Origin of the sequence: Bdellovibrio bacteriovorus str. Tiberius (assembly GCF_000317895.1) — a bacterium.
GTDB classification, from domain to species: Bacteria; Bdellovibrionota; Bdellovibrionia; order Bdellovibrionales; family Bdellovibrionaceae; genus Bdellovibrio; species Bdellovibrio bacteriovorus_F.
Genome location: NC_019567.1, coordinates 1895078 through 1912390, shown reverse-complemented (window position 1 = coordinate 1912390; position 17313 = coordinate 1895078). Strand labels below are relative to the sequence as shown.

Here is a 17313-nt window from a genome sequence, read left to right as displayed (position 1 = left end):
GGTACCGAGAGCTTCTTTTAGCCCTCGTTCTCAAGGATCATGGATCCCCCTTGGCCACCACCGATACACAAAGTCGCCAGACCAAACTGGGTGTTTCTGCGTTTCATTTCTTTGGCCAAAGTCAGAACGATACGGGTGCCGGTTGCGCCCACTGGGTGACCAAGTGCGATGGCTCCGCCGTTGACATTCAGAATATCATCACGGATTTCACCAATCTTGGAAGACAATCCCAATTTTTCCTGACCGAATTTGTCAGAATCAAATGCCTTTTGGCAGGAAAGAACCTGAGCCGCGAAAGCTTCGTTCAATTCAACCAGGCCGATATCTTTCATGGAAAGACCCGCACGCTTCAACGCCACCGGAGTGGAATAAACCGGGCCCAAGCCCATGCGCTCTGGTTCAAGACCCGCAAAACCGTAAGAACGGATTGTTGCCAGTGGCTTGTAACCCAGGGCTTCGGCTTTTTCACGGGACATCATAAGCACCATCGCCGCGCCATCTGTGATCGGGCATGAATTCCCGGCCGTGATGGAACCTGTCGCCTTATCAAAGAACGGCTTCAGCTTCGCCAGGGCTTCCATTGTTTGCGTATCACGCGGACCGATGTCATCGCTGATCACTTCTTTGTATTCAGGAGCCAGGTAAACCGGCGCGATCTCTTCACGCATGCGGCCCTCTTTCATGGCTTTGGAAGCCAACTGGTGCGAGCGCAGAGCGAATCTGTCTTGAGTTTCACGGGACAGACCCCACTCTTTTGCCAGGATCTCGGCTGTTTGCCCCATGTTGATACCGACAAAAGGATCTGTCAGACCCATCATCACGGAAATCACCGGGAAGTATTCATCACGCATGTTACCGGACAACAAAGCTTTGATCTGTTTCACGTCTGCTTTGAACAAAGACCACAACAGCGGCAATGCTTGTTTCGGTCCTTTCGCAGCGAAAAGTTTTTCGTAAATTTCCTGGAACTTTTTCGGCGGCAGCGTCGGCATCTGGGACATGTTTTCAGTCCCGCCCGCAAGGATCACATCCATGGTGCCGGATTTGATTTTTTCAAAACCATTGGAGATGGACTCAAGTGCAGACGCACAGTTTCTGTGAACTGTGTATGCAGATGTTTTCAAAGGAATGCCAGCGTTCAATGCCACCACGCGCGAGATATTCACAGAGTCCGGAGGATTTCCAGTGTTCCCGATGATCACTTCATCAACAAGGTTCACATCCAGATTTGTCTGGGCGATAACTTGTTTCAGAGCGACTTTACCCAATTCAGCCGGGTGTACTTTTTTAAGTTTTGTTCCTGCTTTCGCGAAGGGAGTGCGAACACCTTCTACAAGAACAACATCACGTGGTGATTTCATGAACAGTCTCCTTAGTTGTATAAACCATTAAAATGATATGTCTTTTCGGCAGTTCCACCAAATAGTAAAAGGCTGTTCTGGATCTCCCCCCGAAGTATCGAACACTCGAGGATTTTGGTCTAGGAACAGCAAATGCCCACAGATCGCGGATTTTCCGCAATTACTAGAAATATTGCTCTAAAAGTGAGCAGTTTTCGCTCGGAGAAATATTTTTTGCCTCAAAGGCTCAGCGCGCCAAGTCCCCCATTCATTGACCCACCTCACCCCCCTCGGTAGAGTAATGGCACTTGTAACTGGACTCCCTCTAACCCATTGAAATGGGTCGTAAAATCCCTGGCTTCGGGAGCCCAAAAACTGCAACACCAAAGGAGAATCCTTGGACAACAAAACCGAAACCAAACCCGAGTCTAAAACAGGCACGACGAACTTCGACCAAGAAGCCCTGCTGTACCACCAGCAAGGCAAACCGGGCAAAATCGAAGTCATTTCTTCCAAGCCATGTGCTACGGAAAAAGATCTTTCTTTGGCGTACTCTCCGGGAGTGGCAGCACCTTGTAAAGCCATCGCGAAGGATCCGGCAAAAGTTTACGATTACACTGCCAAAGGCAATCTGGTGGCGGTGATCTCTAACGGTACTGCGGTACTGGGTTTGGGAAACATCGGCCCTGCAGCAGGCAAGCCGGTGATGGAAGGTAAAGGCATCTTGTTCAAACAATTTGCCGGTATTGACGTTTTTGACATCGAAGTTGCAGCAACCGATGTGGACGTGTTCTGTAATGCGGTTCGCGTTCTGGAACCAACCTTCGGCGGTATCAACCTTGAAGACATCAAAGCACCCGAGTGCTTTGAAATCGAAGAACGCCTGAAAAAAGAAATGAACATCCCGGTCTTCCACGATGACCAGCACGGAACTGCGATTGTGTCCGGTGCCGCATTATTGAATGCGTGCTCTATCACCAACCGTAAAATGGAAACAGTTCGCATCGTCGTGAATGGCGCGGGGGCATCTGCAAACTCTTGCGCGAAGATCTTTATCGCGTTGGGTGCTCGCCGTGAAAACATCATCATGTGCGATTCTCAAGGTGTTATCTACAAAGGCCGCACCGCCGGCATGAACAAGTACAAAGAATACTTCGCATCAGAAACCGAAGCGCGCACATTGACTGAAGCCCTGCGTGGTGCGGATGTCTTTGTCGGCCTTTCTGTGGCGGGTGCTTTGACCCCTGAAATGCTGAAGGACATGGCTAAAGACCCTATCATCTTTGCCATGGCCAACCCAGAGCCGGAAATCACTCCGGACAAAGCTCGCGCAGCTCGTCCGGATGCTATTATCGCCACGGGTCGCTCTGACTATCCGAACCAGGTGAACAACGTTCTGGGCTTCCCGTCCATCTTCCGCGGGGCTTTGGATACACGCTCCACCCAAATCAACGAAGACATGAAACTGGCAGCAGTTCATGCATTGGCGAAGCTGGCCCGTATGGATGTGCCGGATAAAGTTTCGGCCACTTACGGAGGAAAAAGCTTCAAATTCGGTCGCGATTACCTGATCCCGAAACCATTCGACACCCGTGTGTTGCTGTGGGTGGCACCGGAAGTGGCGAAAGCTGCGATGAAATCCGGCGTGGCGACTCGTGCAATCGAAGACTGGGATCAATACCGTGAATCCCTGGAAGCCCAACAGGGCCCGTCCAAAGTCTTCATCCGTTCAGCGATCAACCGCGTGCACCAGAATTCTGAAGCCAACGGCGGCGAATTACCCCGCATTGTCTTCCCGGAAGGCACCAGCACCAAGGTTTTGAAAGCTTTGGCAACTTTGGTTGAAGAAAGAATCTGCCAGCCGATTTTGCTGGGTTACCCAGAGCGCGTGAAAGAAAAAATCAAAGCTTTGGATATTCCGCTTTTGAACGATGTACAGATCGTCCACCCGTCTTCTCATCCGAAGTATTTCAGCTTTGTTGAAAAGCTGTATTCCCTGCGCCAGCGCAAGGGCATCAACCTGGGTGAAGCCGAGCGCCTGATGGCGGATCCGAATTACTTCGCGGCGATGATGGTAAATCAGGGTGAAGCTGACGGCATGGTCAGCGGATCTTCCATCAACTATGCGGATGCGGTTCGACCGATCCTGCAAACTATCGGCACTTACAAAGAAGGCATTCCTGCGGGTCTGAACTTTGTCCTGCTTGAGGATAAATTCCTGGTATTGGCTGACACGACCGTAAACTTCAACCCGACGGCTGAACAGTGCGCGCAAATCGCCCTGCAAGCAGCAAAGATTGTTGAGTACTTCGGTATCGAGCCTCGCGTGGCGATGCTGAGCTATTCCAACTTCAGCGGTGCCGACGGCACTCCTCGCAAGATGAAAAAAGCGGCCGAAATCGCCCGCTCTTTGCGCCCGGATCTGATGATCGAAGGTGACATGCAGGCCGATACGGCTGTGAATCCAGAGATCATGGAACGCCTGTTCCCGTTCTCGGGCCTTAAGGGTGGCGCAAACGTGCTGGTCTTCCCAAATCTGGAATCCTCCAACATCGCTTACAAGCTGATTCAACAAATCGGCAAAGCGGAAGTGATCGGGCCATTCCTGACGGGCATACGCCGTTCTGCCAACGTTCTGCAAAGAACCACGACTGTCGATGGCATCGTGAATTCCGTGGTGTTCACGGCTTTAGAAGCACAGTTCATCAAGGATGCTTTGAAAGCCCGTGGCAAAAAGTAATCCGGAACGCTTTCAAGGGTCCCTTTGGGAGCTTGCCTGGATTTTTCTTAAACTGGGAGCCACCTCTTTTGGTGGCCCCGCCGCACACATTTCACTGATGGAAGATGAATTTGTCCATCGCCGCCGGTGGATTACCGGTCCTGAGTTTCTGGAACTTCTGGCTTTGTCCAATCTGATCCCCGGTCCCAATTCTACAGAACTTGCGATTCACATTGGCTATCGCCGTGCCGGCTGGAAAGGCCTGGGTGTGGCGGGTATCTGCTTTATTCTGCCCGCGTTCCTGATCGTCACTCTGATTGCCGCCTTTTATGTGCATTATGCAAAACTTCCGCAAATGGAAAGCTTTCTAATGGGAGTCAAAGCCGTAGTGCTGGCGGTGATTCTTCAGGCCGCTTCAAGATTTCTGCTGAGTCTTTTAAAAGTCAGTTCGCTCAATGCGGAAAGCCTTCGTTCACTAAGATCCCCGTCTGCCCTGTTTCTGTTGTTGCTGGTAGTGACCTCAGCCTTGCTGCATTCATCAGGGATGGCAGAAATTCCTTTGCTGCTGGCAGGGGGAATTCTGGCGTTGCCTCTTTTAAAAACCAACACCCGCCTTTGGAATGCGGGCGCCCTTTTCTGGGTGTTTTTCAAAGTGGGCTCCGTCTTATTCGGCAGTGGTTATGTTCTGCTTAGTTTTCTGAAAAGTGAATTGATTGAAAAACGCAGCTGGCTTACCGAAACCCAACTGATGGACGCCATTGCCGTTGGCCAGTTCACCCCCGGCCCCGTTTTTACCACAGCAAGCTTCATTGGCTATCTGTTACAGGGCCCCACTGGCGCCCTGATTGCGACCATCGGGATATTTCTGCCGGCTTTCATCTTTGTCGCGCTTAGCATTCCGGCCTATCAATGGATGAAGAATTCCGAAACTCTGAAACAATTCCTGCAAGGAGTTGTGGCGGTTTCCGTGGGATTGCTGTTTTCAACCCTGGTACAACTGGGGCGGGACTCATTAATCACCCCCCTGTCATGGGGACTCTTTTTGGTTAGTCTGGTTTTGCTGCGCCGACGCCTGCCCAGCGCGGCCTTGATTCTTGCTGGCGGAATCCTGACTTTGCTTCTGTAAATTTAACTTTGTGCCCACCCCTGACCGTGCTAAAATTAAGACTAAGGGAGGGTTTTCCTGATTGAATAATCAAGCCCAAGTCAAAGACCAGGATAGAGCGATCGTCATTGGTGTCGGCCTTAAGACCGAGCCCCTTACTGAAATCAAAGAAAATCTGTTGGAACTTGAAGAGCTGGTTTCTGCCGCTGGCGGCGAAGTCGTAGGCTCTATCATTCAGGTTCTTCCGCAATGGAACCCGGCGACCTTGATCGGCACCGGTAAAGTTGAGGAAGTGGCTGAGATGGTTCGCGACAGCGGAGCCACGATTGTAGTGATGGACCACCAGCTTTCCGGAGTGCAGCAACGAAACTTGCAGCAGATCGTGAAAGCCCGCGTGATCGATCGCAATCAGCTGATTCTGGATATCTTTGCCCAGCGTGCGCAGACCTTTGAAGGAAAACTTCAAGTGGAACTTGCACAACTTCTGGATCAAATGCCCCGGAACGTCGGCGCCTGGCTTGATTCACTTTCCCGTCAGGGTGGTGGTATCGGAACCCGAGGCCCGGGTGAAACCGCTTTGGAAAACGACCGTCGTCGCATCCGTGAGCGTGTGGCCCTTATTAAGAAAAAACTTGAAAGTGTGCGCCAAAACCGTGCGCAGCACAGACAATCCCGTCGTCGTCACGAAATCCCTTCTTTCGCGTTGGTGGGCTACACCAACTCCGGAAAAAGCTCGATTCTAAACCGCCTGACCGGCGCTCAGGTGATGACGAAAAACCAGGTCTTTGCGACTCTGGATCCTACAACCCGCAAGATCTTCCTGCCGGATGCACCCCCTGCTGTCGTGACTGACACCGTGGGATTCATCCGTAAATTGCCCACTCAATTGATTGAGGCCTTTAAAGCAACACTTGAAGAATCTTCTGAAGCCGACGTGCTTTTGCACGTGGTGGATCTGTCTTCCCCAAACATGGAAAGACAAATCGAGGTGGTTGAAGCTTTGATTAAAGAGTTCAACTGGCAGGATAAAAAGATCATCCACGTCTTTAACAAGTGTGATGTCGCACCTTTGGAGCGACAATTCCGAGTGAAGGCTTATCCTCGCGTGTTCGTCAGCGCACTGACTGGCCAGGGCATGGAACAACTTAAAAAACTGATGGCCCAGACTGTGAGCGAAATGCAGCAGGATGTGCAGCTGTACTTCCCACGCGCTGAAGAATACAAGATCTTTGATTTGGGCCGCGAAGCACAGATCCTGCGCAAAGAAACCGCCACCGAAGGCACCGTTTGTTATACGCAGCTGACTCCGACCCTGATCAATCGCTGGAAGGACTATCTTGTTAAATAGCTTCCGGAACACAAAAATGGAATGACCTCAGAAAACCTCAGGACCATCGTCCTGATGTTTTGTCTTTTAAGCTCATCTCTTCCACAATCTGTCCGATAAGCCTTTGGTGAGACACCTTTGCATTCAACTATTTATAGTCGCCTTTTCATGCGTTGTTGCGTTCCATGCTGCGGCCGATGGCCCTCAATGTGTGAACGACAAGTCCGGCAAAAAAGGGGTCTCAAACCTCGAGGTCAATCAGTCTCTGGTTCAGGCCACGGATCCGCTGACTCAGGCTTTTGCCTATAGCAACTTTGAAGCGTCCCAAAAAGCCGGCTACGTCGTGGCCTGCGAACTGGAAGACCGCTTTAAATCCCTGAAGAAAACCACCAAGGACATCGCCAAGGTCACCAAAGCCCAAAGCAATGTCAAAGCCATCCGCCGCGAATGCATCGAAGCTTCCCTGCAACGCGAGGTCGGCAATCAGGGCTACAGCTGCTTGAAAGACACTCCGAAGAAGTTTGAAAACGCCGGAAAATCAGCGCCTTGCCTGAATTCTTCCACCGTGGACTTTATCGAGTATTCTTTGAATCAGGCCCTGAACTGCATGTCTTCCGATCGCATGCCGATCGACCCCCGTTTCATTCTTAAAAAAATCAACAACGAAACCGCCTTTAACTTTTACATCGCCTATAACGGCGGCGTCGGCATGGGCCAGCTGACCTCCAATCCGGTGAAAGAACTGGCGGGCTGGAAAGAAGACGGAGAATTCATTGAAGGCAATGGTCGCAACATTCTGGAAACTTTGATGAAGAGCCAGAACCCGGCCTGCAAACCCTTCCGTGAAATCATGAAAGATGATCTGGTGAATCCACCACCCCGCCCCGGCAATCCCAAGAACTATTGCACCTGGGTCAGTCCCGGCAAAGGTGTCGCTCGCAACCTGATTTATTCCCTCGGATATTACGTGCATGTGCGCGACAGCATTGTGAAACCCGCCCTTGCCTCCCGCGCAGGGAAACTGGCCGCGAATCAGGACGTGCTGAACTATCTGACCCTGGTGGCCTATGGACCGCAAGGCCCTGCCGAAGCCAAAGCATTGATCCGAAAGCTGCGCCTGTCCAACACGACAGCTCCGGGTGAGGCCGTTTCCAAAATCATCAAAAACAATTCCTATGTTCGTCAGACCGAAGTAAAAATGAATGAGCTGCTGGATGAATACAAACCCGGCGTGCCTCACACCCCGGCCGACAAAAAGGGCGACACATGTTTAAAATAGCATTGGCCCTAACCCTGCTGACCGCCCAGGCAGCAACACTTAAAAACACCGAAGACTTTTTCAAAGAGTCACAGACTGCATTTGAAAAAGCCTCGAAGGAAACCACTTTTCAGAAAAAAAGTTCTGTTTTAAAGACCTTGGAAAAATCATTTGAAGCCACTTTGGATCAGTATGAAAAGTCCAACCCCGCTGAAGGCGACGAAAAAGAGCAGGACGTCGCGCGTCTGTTCTATACTTTAGAACCCGCATTTGAACTGGCGAAATTAAAAGAAAAAACCAAGAAGGACTGTGCTCGAAAAAAGCAGGATGTCCTGTCTGGCGACAATCAGCCCGACGAGGCCCCGACCAGTCCGAACGCGAAGGAAGCCCTTCGCTGGATTGAACTTCTTTGTAAATAACTTTAAGCCAAACGCAGGTGCGACTGAATCGATTGAAGCAAAAGCTTTGAATTGATCGGCTTTGTCAGGTGATCTGCAAATCCAGCCGCAAAGGCCCGATCACGATCTTCCCGCATTGCGTGTGCAGTCAGGGCGATAATCGGCCCCTGAAAACCCTGCTTGCGAAGCCCGGACAGCGTGCTAAACCCATCCAATCCCGGCATCTGAATGTCCATCAGAACCAGATCATAACGCGACTTAAAGGCCTGATTCAAAGCTTCTTCACCGCTTTCAGCTTCAGTCACATCCAGCCCCGCATTGCTGAGGATTTTACTGATAAGCTCGCGGTTGTCCGCCGAATCATCCACAGCCAGAACTCGCACACCCGCCAAAGGATTTTCAGTCTCGACCTCGACACCTTCCAAAACCGTGGCGGCACCGGGACTGGCGTCCTCGGCCTCAAAGGAAAACTCAAACGTGCATCCCCTATGAGGTTCGCAGTGAGCAATTCTGACATCCCCCCCGAGGGCTCGGGCCAGATTTCGGGAAAGCGCCAGTCCCAATCCGGTCCCGCCAAAGCGGCGGGTTGAGGTGGCGTCAGCTTGAGTGAACGGCTGGAACAGACGATCCGCCTGCTCTGTCGTCATACCGATACCGGTGTCTTCGATACTGAAGGTTATTCTTTTGCGCACACCATTCACCTGCTCAGCCCGGCAGGAAACCTTTACCGAACCCTTCAGCGTGAATTTGATCGCATTCCCGATAAGATTCACCAGCACCTGACGAATGCGAACGACATCCGACAAAATCACCAGATTGCCGATCTCGGCCAAATCATAATTCAGATAAATACTTTTTCGCGAAGCCTGATCAAAGAACATGGTCAGAACTTCCTGAAGAAGTTTTTTCAGTCGGACCGGTTTGTTTTCGATTTCAAACTTGCCCGCTTCGATTTTGGAAAGATCCAGAATGTCATCAATGATTCGAGTCAGCGACATGCCATTGCGATGAATGATTTCGAAGTATTTTTTACGATCCTCTTCATCCAGATCCTGTGTGCCGATGATTTCCGAGAAGCCCAGAATAACCCCCAAAGGAGTGCGGATTTCATGAGACATATTGGCCAGAAACGCTGATTTCGCCTGATTGGCATTTTCAGCGGCCTCTTTGGCTGACTGCAAAGCACGCTCTGCCATCACCTGTTCAGTGACGTTATTGGCGGCAAGAACAAGACCTTCGATTTCGTCGTTAAAATCATAAATCGGCTGATAGACCACATCAACAAAGACAGAAAATTCCACTCCGTCGGCCCGGCGATCACGAACTTCAAAATTTCTGGCTTCGAAAACCTTTCCTGTTCGATAAATGTCATCCAGTTGCGCAATCAATCCGATATCTTCCGTTTTTGGAAAAACATCTTTCATTCTTTGCCCGGACACATCACAGTCCCCCAGAAAAAGTTCCCGGTAAGAATCATTCACCATTGCAAAACGGTGCTCGGGCCCGTCCAGAACCGCCATGGCAATCGGGGCTTTTTCCAGGATAGAACGCAGTTTTCGGCGCTCAGCGCGGACCTCTTGATTGGATCTGGCCAGACTTTCTTCGGCTGCTTGATTTCTTGTTACGGAAACTGTCGTATCCAGAATTGTGCACAACATTCCTGAAATTTTTCCTGCGGAATCAAACAGTGGCGAATTTCCGTAGGTGTAGTAATTGCCCTGAGGCTTGCCATCGACTTCGATGTCGAACTGCACGTCAGACTCAAGGACGACACCGCCGGATTCAACAGTGCTGGCAATGGCATCCACCTGATCCCAAACCTCAGGCCACACTTCACGAAGAGGCGACCCCAATGCCCGCGGATGACGATGTTTTAAAATCGGAGCATAGGCATCGTTGTAAAAGACCCGACGCTCGGGTCCCCAAGTGCAGTACATCCCCACGGGACAACTAAATACTATGCGCAAAGAATTGATAAGGCCGGAATCCCAATTTTCAATGGGGCCAAGTTCAGTTTTGGACCAATCGAAGCCCAACGTGGCCTTAACCATGAAACTGATGTTTGCGTATTCGCCAAATGGATTAACCGGATATTCTGACCCCACAGTATTTTCTAACCCAGGGCCCGAACATTTCAAAGAGATTTTTAAGCAGACGCACTCGGCAGTTCGCTGTTGATTAGCAAATGTAATCTAACAACGAACATGAGCAATAATAGAAAATGAAAAACAAAAATTATCTGGTTTTATTCTGCAGGCGAATCTCGCGACGTTTTTTCGCCTGTTCGAAACGGCGTTTGTCTTCGTCGGATTCCAGCACCAAGCCCGGAACTTCTGTTGGTTTTCCCATAGAGCCCAAAGCCACAAAAGTCAGATACGCAGAAGCCGTATGGAAGGACTCTCCGGTTTTTGGATTTTCTGCATCCACACGAACCCCGACTTCCATTGACGTTCTGGAAGTGTAGTTCACGCTGGCCTTCAGATTTACCACCCAGCCCTTGTAAACAGGTGCCACGAAATCCAAACGGTCAATACTGGCCGTGACGGTTTCCTTGTTACAATGTCGTTGTGAGCAGATCGCGGCGCAGATATCGATCCAGGACATGATCGTTCCGCCAAAGACACTTCCCAAAGAGTTGGTATGGGAAGGAAGAACCAATTGAGTCATTACCACTTGAGATGATGAGACGGGTTTTGAAGCAGCCAAGATGCAGCCCCTTTCTGAAAAAACAAAGCGCAGGTCTGTGTCTCCACATCCTGCGCCTTAGAACCAATCTAATCAATAAAGATTAGATGCCGCCCATACCAATATCGGAGTTACCGCCACGGTTCAAACCGCTACCTGGTAGAGTTGTAGTACCTGCAACAGTCGCAGATCCAGCTGGGATCGTTTGTGTTGCATTGTTATTGAATGCAGTTGCAGCAGCTGCTTGGTTGTTGTTCTCAGCGCGAACTTCAGTTTCAACGAAGCCCAGGTGAGGCAAGCACCATACGATCAACTGTGCACGAGACTTCACATTCATTTTTTTGTAGATGTTTGTGAGGTGAAATTTAACTGTTTTCTCAGTTACAAAAAGCTGGTTCGCAACTTCCTTGTTGGACAAGCCTTTAGACACAAGTTCAGCAACTTCTGCCTCTCTATTTGAAAGACCTTTTTGAATCAGGACATCTCTGAGCATCCTTGCTCCCTCCCGCTAATTGTTTTTGTTTTTAAATCCGTCTAAACCTTCAACGCCACCCAGGACTCATGTCCAAAAGTAGCCTCGACCACCTGTAATAAAGTCTGACAACAAAAACTGAAATTCGCAATAGCTTTGGACTCTAGTTTTAAAAAACTAGACCGATAAGCATGAGGATTTTACACAGTTTCCAACATTCAGGAGATATTATGTTTCCCACAAATACGAAGTTTTTGGTCGTTGATGACTTCGCAACTATGCGAAAAATCATTAAAAAAGTGCTAAATGAGCTTGGCTACACCAACGTAGAGGAAGCTGATGACGGTAAAACGGCCCTGCCGATGATCCAGGCCGCTCATGATGCAGGCCAGCCTTACGGCTTTGTCATTTCGGACTGGAATATGCCCGGAATGCAGGGTATCGACCTTTTGAAGGCCTGCAAAGCCGATCCCCGCACTAAGTCTGTGCCATTCATGCTGGTGACTGCAGAGTCCGAGCAAAAGCACATCCTGGAAGCCGCTAAAGCCGGCGTTTCTGACTACGTGGTTAAACCGTTCAACTCTGCCACTCTGAAGGGCAAGATGGAACGCGTTTGGGCCAAACACAACCCTTCTGCGCAAGCAAAAGCTTCCTAAGATCTGGATCTGGAGAAATAAATGTCTGCAGCACCAAAAGAAGCTATCAATCCCCTGTTTGACAAGCGCTTGATCAATGCTTTCGTCGAAGGCGTTATCAAGACCCTGAAAACCATCGCTCAGACCGATGCAACACCTGGCAAGCCCTTCATTGAGCCGCAATTCGTGCTTAAAGGGGAAATCGCCGGCATGGTCGGTATGGTTGCGCCTCCTTTGAAAGGCACTTTGCTGATCTCTTATGGCAAAGACAGTATCTTCCACATTCTTGAGAACATGCTGGGCGAAAAGCACACCTCCATCAATGGTGATGTGTCGGACGCCGTTGGTGAAATGACCAACATGATTTACGGTTCTGCCAAGACAACTCTGAATCAACTGGGTTACAACTTCGAGATGGCAATTCCAACCGTGATTTCCGGTGATTTCAAGATCACCCACGCTGATAAAAGTGCCACACTCGTCATCCCCTTCAACCTGACGAACGGCTCCACTTTCTATGTGGAGATTTCGGTGCAGCAATGAGTTCCACTTCAGGAAAGACGGTTGATGTTCTCATCGGGAGTCCCCGTGACTCCTTCTGGGAAGCCATCACCTCTATCCTGAAGGGTTACTATCCGTACCAGCTCAAGCACTTCAAATCCATCGACGAAGCCCTGGATCACGGCACTTCCGAAAACTTCAAACCTATTTTAGCCCTTGTCGACGGACAGGACGGCACCAATCTGACCAATGAATGGGTGCAGTCCACCAAAATGAACTATCCCGACTGCCCGGTCATCGTTCTGCATTCCTCCGCCGCCCCTTTGGATTTCTCCGTCGTGAAGAAAAACGGTGCGAATGAAATCATGCACATCAATTTCGACCGTGAATTCATTTCCGACATGGTTCTGCAACTGGCCCCGATTGAAATGGAAGGCGACCAGATCCCGATCACAGCGCTAATGCCCGTGGATCTGCGCGATATGGACGCCGGAACCAACATCAACTTTGATGTCTTTGTCCACCTGCCCGCCAATCACAGATCCGTGATGATGCGTAAATCCGGCGACATCGTCGACCAAAAGCATCTGGACAAGTTCAATGCCTTAAAACAGCAGATGTACATCAAAAAGACCCAGATGAAACCGTTCTTTGAATACGCCCGCACGGTGATGAGCATGCGCAACATGCCCCTGCCGATCTCGATGACAGAAAAATTCCACCGCTCGAAAAAAGTCATCTATGAAATCATGGCGCAGTTCCTGAATGGTGCTTCCACGGACTATTCCGAAGGCAAAGTGATCCTTGATAAATGCAAATCCATCGTTGCCGACTTTGAACTGACCAAAGATCTTCCCCCGCAGGAGATCTTTGATGAGGTCTTCCGTTTCTCAGGCAATGTGCGAACCCTTTACCATGACTGCATCTGTCTGTCGGCATACGCCGCTTATTTCGCCCAATTGCTGGGCTGGAGTACCGACAAACGCGAAACTGCCGCCATCGCAGGCCTTCTGCACAATATTGGCTTGTCCCAGATGCCCGTCACCGTGGGTTCGAAACCCGTGAATGACTACACCCCGGAAGAGATCAGCCAGTATCAGCTGTACCCCGAGCGCTCGGTGGTCATGGTGAAAGCTAAAAAAGTACCGCTGCCGCAGGAGATTTCCGATGCCATCGGCCAGCACCGTGAAAATGGCGCCGGCACAGGCTTCCCTAAGAAGCTTATTAATGCGGATATTTCTGAGTTTGGCAAACTATTGGGGTTTGCTTATCGTTTCCATGAAATGACCGCTTTGACTGAAGGTGGAAAGCAAGCCCGCACAGCGACCCAGGCGATTCAGGATCTGCGCGACGAGGCCCTGTCTGGATCCGGCAACGTCGATCTGTTGATGACCACGACCATTTTCAAGAAATGGAAACCGGCCGCTTAATCAGCGATCTAATCTTCGAACGTCACATCCATATAATCCTGAAGATCAAACACCTCACGCAGGTTGGCTTGACGCTCGGACCAGTCAATGGACTTCAGAATCATTTTGGCGGAAGCCAGTCCTTCATAGGAATAAAGACACACAAATACCAGTCCCAACACCCAGCGCATGCGTGCTTGAGTCGCGCGAGGCTTATCCTGCACCACACGGGTTTCCGCCGCCCAATCACACAGATGCGTGCGATCATAGCGGAAAAACGCCAGGGCATAAATTCCCCATGAGAAAAAGAAACTCAAACGCCCCGTCAATGGGCGCAACAGACACTGCGACCAGTGCAGCTTTTCGGTATAGTTTGTGGCCGGAACCACTTTAAGCCCCATAAACCATTTGCCTGGCGTGGCCTGCATCATCACCAGAAAGACGAATTCATACACTGCAGGAATCAAAAACAGCAAAAACAGCTGCAACAACGTCACGATGACGTCATCTTCAGTAAAGATCAGTCTTAAAAACACCCCGGCAAATGGCAGGTAAAACGGCAGACTGATAATCTGATCAATGCCATAGGCGAAAAAACGTCTCCAGGTGCTGGGAACAAATGCGGATTCCATTTAAGATGACTCTCTTTCCAGATATTTTTTCAGCCACAACAGCGCTTCATCGCGGCTTTGCAGCTGGCGTTCCAGCTGCTGTTCAAAGGCCTTGTCCAGGCACACCCCAATGGCCGGCCCACTGAGACGCCCCTTCAGGTCCTCGCCGTTTAAAAACGGCCGAGGCAGCATTTCCTGCCAGCTTTTCCATTCCGCCAGCAAAAGTTCAATGGCAGCTTTTTCAACCGCTTCGGACAGTAAGATTCTTAAAGCAAAAACAACACCCTCTTTGGCCAGCATCTGCAGCTGTTTTCCCAAAGAGTTCTTCAACACCAGTTGCGGATCCTGCCAGATTTTCCAGGCATCCTCAATCGCCCGGCGATCCCGGCTGGAAAGCTTCAGCATATCCAAAACCGGGGAAAGCTCCGTCCCCTGAGCCCCGCGCACAAACAGCGCCAGACGCTGCCAGGATTCGGTGGCCAGCGGGTTCTTCACCCATTCATTTTTGCGCAGACGAAACGGGAACAACACATTCATCAGGCCTGAGTCTTTCATGACCTGCAGACCGCGACTGGCGTGTTCTGTTTTCAGCAGCTTGGTCATTTCATCGCGAATGCGTTCACCACTGACAGACTTCACTTTAGGGGCCATTTTTTTCACGGCGGCAAAGCTGGCCGGTTCCAGTTCAAAATTCAGCTGGGCGGAAAAACGGGCTGCTCGCAGCAGGCGCAGATTGTCCTCTTCAAAACGACGCTCGGCCTGCCCTACGGTGCGCAGGATGCGCGCTTTAAGATCTTTCTGGCCCTCGACAAAATCCAGCACCTGGTGCGTGGTCAAATCATAAAAAAGAGCATTCACCGTGAAATCCCGGCGCTCGGCATCCTCTTCAGGACTTGAGAAAACCACATTTTCCGGGCGGCGCCCGTCACTGTAGGTGCCGTCATTGCGGAAGGTGGCGACCTCGATATCCGCGCCTTCCACGATCACGCGCATAACCCCGAAACTTTTGCCGACATTGACGGTTTTACTAAACAGGGATTCAACATTTTCGGGGGTCGCATCCGTCGCCAGATCCAAATCATTGGCGGTAATGCCCAACAGGGCGTCGCGCACGCAGCCGCCAGCCAAAAAGGCCTTATAGCCATGAGCCTGCAGCTTGTGGTAAATTGACTCCACAGCCGGCCAGTGAGGATGAGATTCGATAAGACTTTGCACCTGATTCACATCCTAGAGTGTAGAAAAAGACAGGCCTGAAAGAAAGAGTTTGTTCGCGTGACGCCACAGGAGATGAAATCTCTTATCGATGGAACCTTGACCGATCTGGGATTTTCCCACTTCGGTTTTGCGCCATTGAGCAAACCCTTAAGCTTTGATTTCTACCGGGAATGGATTGACCAGGGACTGCACGGAGACATGACCTATCTGGCCGAGCACGCCCAGATCAAGGAAAACCCCCAAAGCAAATGGCCCCGGGCCCAGAGCGCTTTGGTGTTTGCCATGCCTTACTTTCCCCATCCCGAGAAAAAATCTGAATTCCCGCTGAAACAAGCCCGCGTCAGCCTGTATGCGCAAGGCATGGATTATCATTTCTGGTTCAAGGATCGCATGAAGTCTTTGTGCACAGATTTACAAAAGCTTTTCCCCGAGGAAGAATTCCTGGCCTTCACCGACAGCAGCCCGGTGCTGGAGCGGGACCTTGCCAAACAAGCCGGCCTTGGCTGGGTGGGAAAGAACACCTGCCTGATCCACCCGAAAGAAGGCAGCCTGTTTTTCATTGGCGAGATCTACACATCCCTGAAAATTCACACCGAGTTTGCACCCTTGCCGGATTTCTGCGGCACCTGCACCCGCTGTCTGGATATCTGCCCGACCGGCGCGCTGATTGAGCCGCGCAAGATGGATGCACGCAAATGCATCTCGTATCTGACTATTGAATCCCGCCAGATCCCGGAAGAAAGCCTGCGCTCGCAAATTGGCGATTGGTTCTTTGGCTGTGATCTGTGCCAAACCGTGTGCCCGTGGAATCAGAAGGCCTTTAAAGGCCAGCTTTCCATCGAAACAAGTCTTAGCTTAAATGAATCGGAAGAAGCTCTGCTTATCGAGGACCTGCGCTATATTCTGTCGGCTTCCGGCAAAAAAATCAGTCGGGATTTTCTGGGAACACCGCTGGCCCGGGCGGGATCATTCGGTTTAAAACGCAATGCCATGATTGTTGCCGTCAACCGGGGTTTGAAAGAGCTGCGCCCGGAAATCCAAGCACTGAGCGAACATGAAAAGCTAGGGGAACTGGCTTTGTGGAGCCTTGAGAAACTGGGAAACTAAAGTCCCAGTTTTTTCAACAGGTCATCAATTTCAAACTGATTCATCTTCGACGGCGCCATACCGGTATCAACGCTGGCACTGTAGGATTCATTGAACTGATTTGAAACCCAGCGAAGTCTTTCGATAAAGGCCTGAGGGATCGTTTCCCGCAGGAAGCTTGAATCTTTGTGGATATTTTCAAGCAGGGTTTCCAAAGTCTCTGTGGCGTCCAGCAAAAGACCCACACAAACATGAAAGAACTGTTCATTGCCAGTGATCTGGGACGCCTTGTAACCGACAGCTTTACACAGAGCCGCATAGTCCGAAATCATGTGCAATGCATGTTCAGGTGGTGCCATCAGGGCAAGACTCTTGGCGCCACCCATAATTCGATCGACGTTATTGCCATAATCCGCAAGTTTACGAACTTGAGAAAAGTCGCCTTCAATACCTTCGAGAAGGTCCAACAACTCTTCAATCAAGGACTTTGACTCGTTCACAAAATCTTCTACAATTTCTTTATCAATCGACATCCACTCAAAGATAGCAATC

General features: G+C 50.4%; 16 protein-coding genes. 9 read left to right on the top strand and 7 right to left on the bottom strand.

The annotated features are described in order from the left end of the window. Nucleotides 1–17 precede the first annotated feature (17 nt). Nucleotides 18–1361, bottom strand: a complete 1344-nt coding sequence (locus BDT_RS09110; protein WP_015090946.1) for a thiolase family protein — start codon at nucleotides 1359–1361, stop codon at nucleotides 18–20. A 376-nt stretch (nucleotides 1362–1737) separates the two neighbouring features. Here BDT_RS09110 and BDT_RS19510 point away from each other — a divergent pair, with 376 nt between their 5' ends. From BDT_RS19510 to BDT_RS09085, 5 genes are all read left to right on the top strand, one after another. Next, on the top strand, nucleotides 1738–4080 hold the full coding sequence (locus tag BDT_RS19510; RefSeq protein WP_015090945.1) for an NADP-dependent malic enzyme: 2343 nt from the start codon (nucleotides 1738–1740) through the stop codon (nucleotides 4078–4080). After that, a complete protein-coding gene (gene chrA / locus BDT_RS09100) occupies nucleotides 4067–5185 on the top strand; it encodes a chromate efflux transporter (RefSeq protein WP_041577511.1) in 1119 nt (372 codons plus the stop codon). The genes BDT_RS19510 and chrA overlap by 14 nt, the downstream gene beginning before the upstream one ends. A 61-nt stretch (nucleotides 5186–5246) precedes the next feature. Then, nucleotides 5247–6512 carry a GTPase HflX gene (hflX, locus tag BDT_RS09095; protein ID WP_011164291.1) on the top strand — a complete coding sequence of 422 codons (1266 nt, stop codon included), beginning with the start codon at nucleotides 5247–5249 and terminating at the stop codon, nucleotides 6510–6512. A gap of 190 nt (nucleotides 6513–6702) precedes the next feature. Then, a complete protein-coding gene (locus BDT_RS09090; RefSeq protein WP_015090943.1) occupies nucleotides 6703–7770 on the top strand; it encodes a hypothetical protein in 1068 nt (355 codons plus the stop codon). Continuing rightward, nucleotides 7758–8168, top strand: a complete 411-nt coding sequence (locus BDT_RS09085; protein ID WP_041577509.1) for a hypothetical protein — start codon at nucleotides 7758–7760, stop codon at nucleotides 8166–8168. Before BDT_RS09090 ends, BDT_RS09085 begins: the two co-directional genes overlap by 13 nt. 2 nt (nucleotides 8169–8170) lie before the next feature. Here the strand turns inward: BDT_RS09085 and BDT_RS09080 are convergent, their stop codons facing one another. The 3 genes from BDT_RS09080 to BDT_RS09070 all read right to left on the bottom strand — a co-directional run bounded on the left by BDT_RS09080 (nucleotide 8171) and on the right by BDT_RS09070 (nucleotide 11325). Continuing rightward, nucleotides 8171–10252, bottom strand: coding sequence for a response regulator (locus BDT_RS09080; protein ID WP_235046326.1), 2082 nt, complete (start codon nucleotides 10250–10252; stop codon nucleotides 8171–8173). Between the two features lie 130 nt (nucleotides 10253–10382). Further along, the gene (locus BDT_RS09075) at nucleotides 10383–10814 is read right to left on the bottom strand and encodes an acyl-CoA thioesterase (RefSeq protein WP_015090940.1); all 432 of its coding nucleotides are present in this window, start codon (nucleotides 10812–10814) and stop codon (nucleotides 10383–10385) included. 121 nt (nucleotides 10815–10935) lie between these two features. After that, a complete protein-coding gene (locus BDT_RS09070; RefSeq protein WP_011164286.1) occupies nucleotides 10936–11325 on the bottom strand; it encodes a helix-turn-helix domain-containing protein in 390 nt (129 codons plus the stop codon). Between the two features lie 209 nt (nucleotides 11326–11534). Between BDT_RS09070 and BDT_RS09065 the strand changes: the two genes are divergently transcribed. The 3 genes from BDT_RS09065 to BDT_RS09055 are packed head-to-tail and all read left to right on the top strand — an operon-like array spanning nucleotide 11535 to nucleotide 13870. Next, nucleotides 11535–11960 (top strand): response regulator, encoded by a 426-nt coding sequence (locus tag BDT_RS09065; protein ID WP_041577503.1) that lies wholly within the window; start codon nucleotides 11535–11537, stop codon nucleotides 11958–11960. A 21-nt stretch (nucleotides 11961–11981) separates the two neighbouring features. Next, nucleotides 11982–12482, top strand: coding sequence for a chemotaxis protein CheX (locus BDT_RS09060; protein ID WP_015090938.1), 501 nt, complete (start codon nucleotides 11982–11984; stop codon nucleotides 12480–12482). Beyond that, entirely contained in the window at nucleotides 12479–13870 is a 1392-nt protein-coding gene (locus tag BDT_RS09055) for an HD-GYP domain-containing protein (protein WP_015090937.1), read from the top strand. The genes BDT_RS09060 and BDT_RS09055 overlap by 4 nt, the downstream gene beginning before the upstream one ends. 8 nt (nucleotides 13871–13878) lie before the next feature. Here BDT_RS09055 and BDT_RS09050 read toward each other — a convergent pair whose 3' ends face one another. Next, nucleotides 13879–14481, bottom strand: a complete 603-nt coding sequence (locus tag BDT_RS09050; RefSeq protein WP_015090936.1) for an RDD family protein — start codon at nucleotides 14479–14481, stop codon at nucleotides 13879–13881. Then, nucleotides 14482–15675 (bottom strand): CCA tRNA nucleotidyltransferase, encoded by a 1194-nt coding sequence (locus BDT_RS09045; protein WP_148278947.1) that lies wholly within the window; start codon nucleotides 15673–15675, stop codon nucleotides 14482–14484. A gap of 72 nt (nucleotides 15676–15747) precedes the next feature. On the opposite strand from BDT_RS09045, the gene queG reads away from it, so the two are divergent. After that, entirely contained in the window at nucleotides 15748–16782 is a 1035-nt protein-coding gene (gene queG / locus BDT_RS09040) for a tRNA epoxyqueuosine(34) reductase QueG (protein WP_235046325.1), read from the top strand. Here queG and BDT_RS09035 read toward each other — a convergent pair. After that, nucleotides 16779–17261: a hypothetical protein gene (locus BDT_RS09035; RefSeq protein ID WP_235046324.1), complete on the bottom strand. Its 483-nt coding sequence runs from the start codon at nucleotides 17259–17261 to the stop codon at nucleotides 16779–16781. The two genes, queG and BDT_RS09035, sit on opposite strands and share 4 nt — an antisense overlap. Between the last annotated feature and the right edge of the window lie 52 nt (nucleotides 17262–17313).

Excerpts from the sequence above, each read along its gene's own strand:
- BDT_RS09110 (WP_015090946.1), bottom strand. The coding sequence starts at position 1,361 with ATGAAATCACCACGTGATGTTGTTCTTGTAGAAGGTGTTCGCACTCCC.
- BDT_RS09085 (WP_041577509.1), top strand. The coding sequence starts at position 7,758 with ATGTTTAAAATAGCATTGGCCCTAACCCTGCTGACCGCCCAGGCAGCA.
- BDT_RS09075 (WP_015090940.1), bottom strand. The coding sequence starts at position 10,814 with ATGACTCAATTGGTTCTTCCTTCCCATACCAACTCTTTGGGAAGTGTC.
- BDT_RS09070 (WP_011164286.1), bottom strand. The coding sequence starts at position 11,325 with ATGCTCAGAGATGTCCTGATTCAAAAAGGTCTTTCAAATAGAGAGGCA.
- BDT_RS09065 (WP_041577503.1), top strand. The coding sequence starts at position 11,535 with ATGTTTCCCACAAATACGAAGTTTTTGGTCGTTGATGACTTCGCAACT.
- BDT_RS09060 (WP_015090938.1), top strand. The coding sequence starts at position 11,982 with ATGTCTGCAGCACCAAAAGAAGCTATCAATCCCCTGTTTGACAAGCGC.
- BDT_RS09055 (WP_015090937.1), top strand. The coding sequence starts at position 12,479 with ATGAGTTCCACTTCAGGAAAGACGGTTGATGTTCTCATCGGGAGTCCC.
- BDT_RS09050 (WP_015090936.1), bottom strand. The coding sequence starts at position 14,481 with ATGGAATCCGCATTTGTTCCCAGCACCTGGAGACGTTTTTTCGCCTAT.
- queG (WP_235046325.1), top strand. The coding sequence starts at position 15,748 with ATGAAATCTCTTATCGATGGAACCTTGACCGATCTGGGATTTTCCCAC.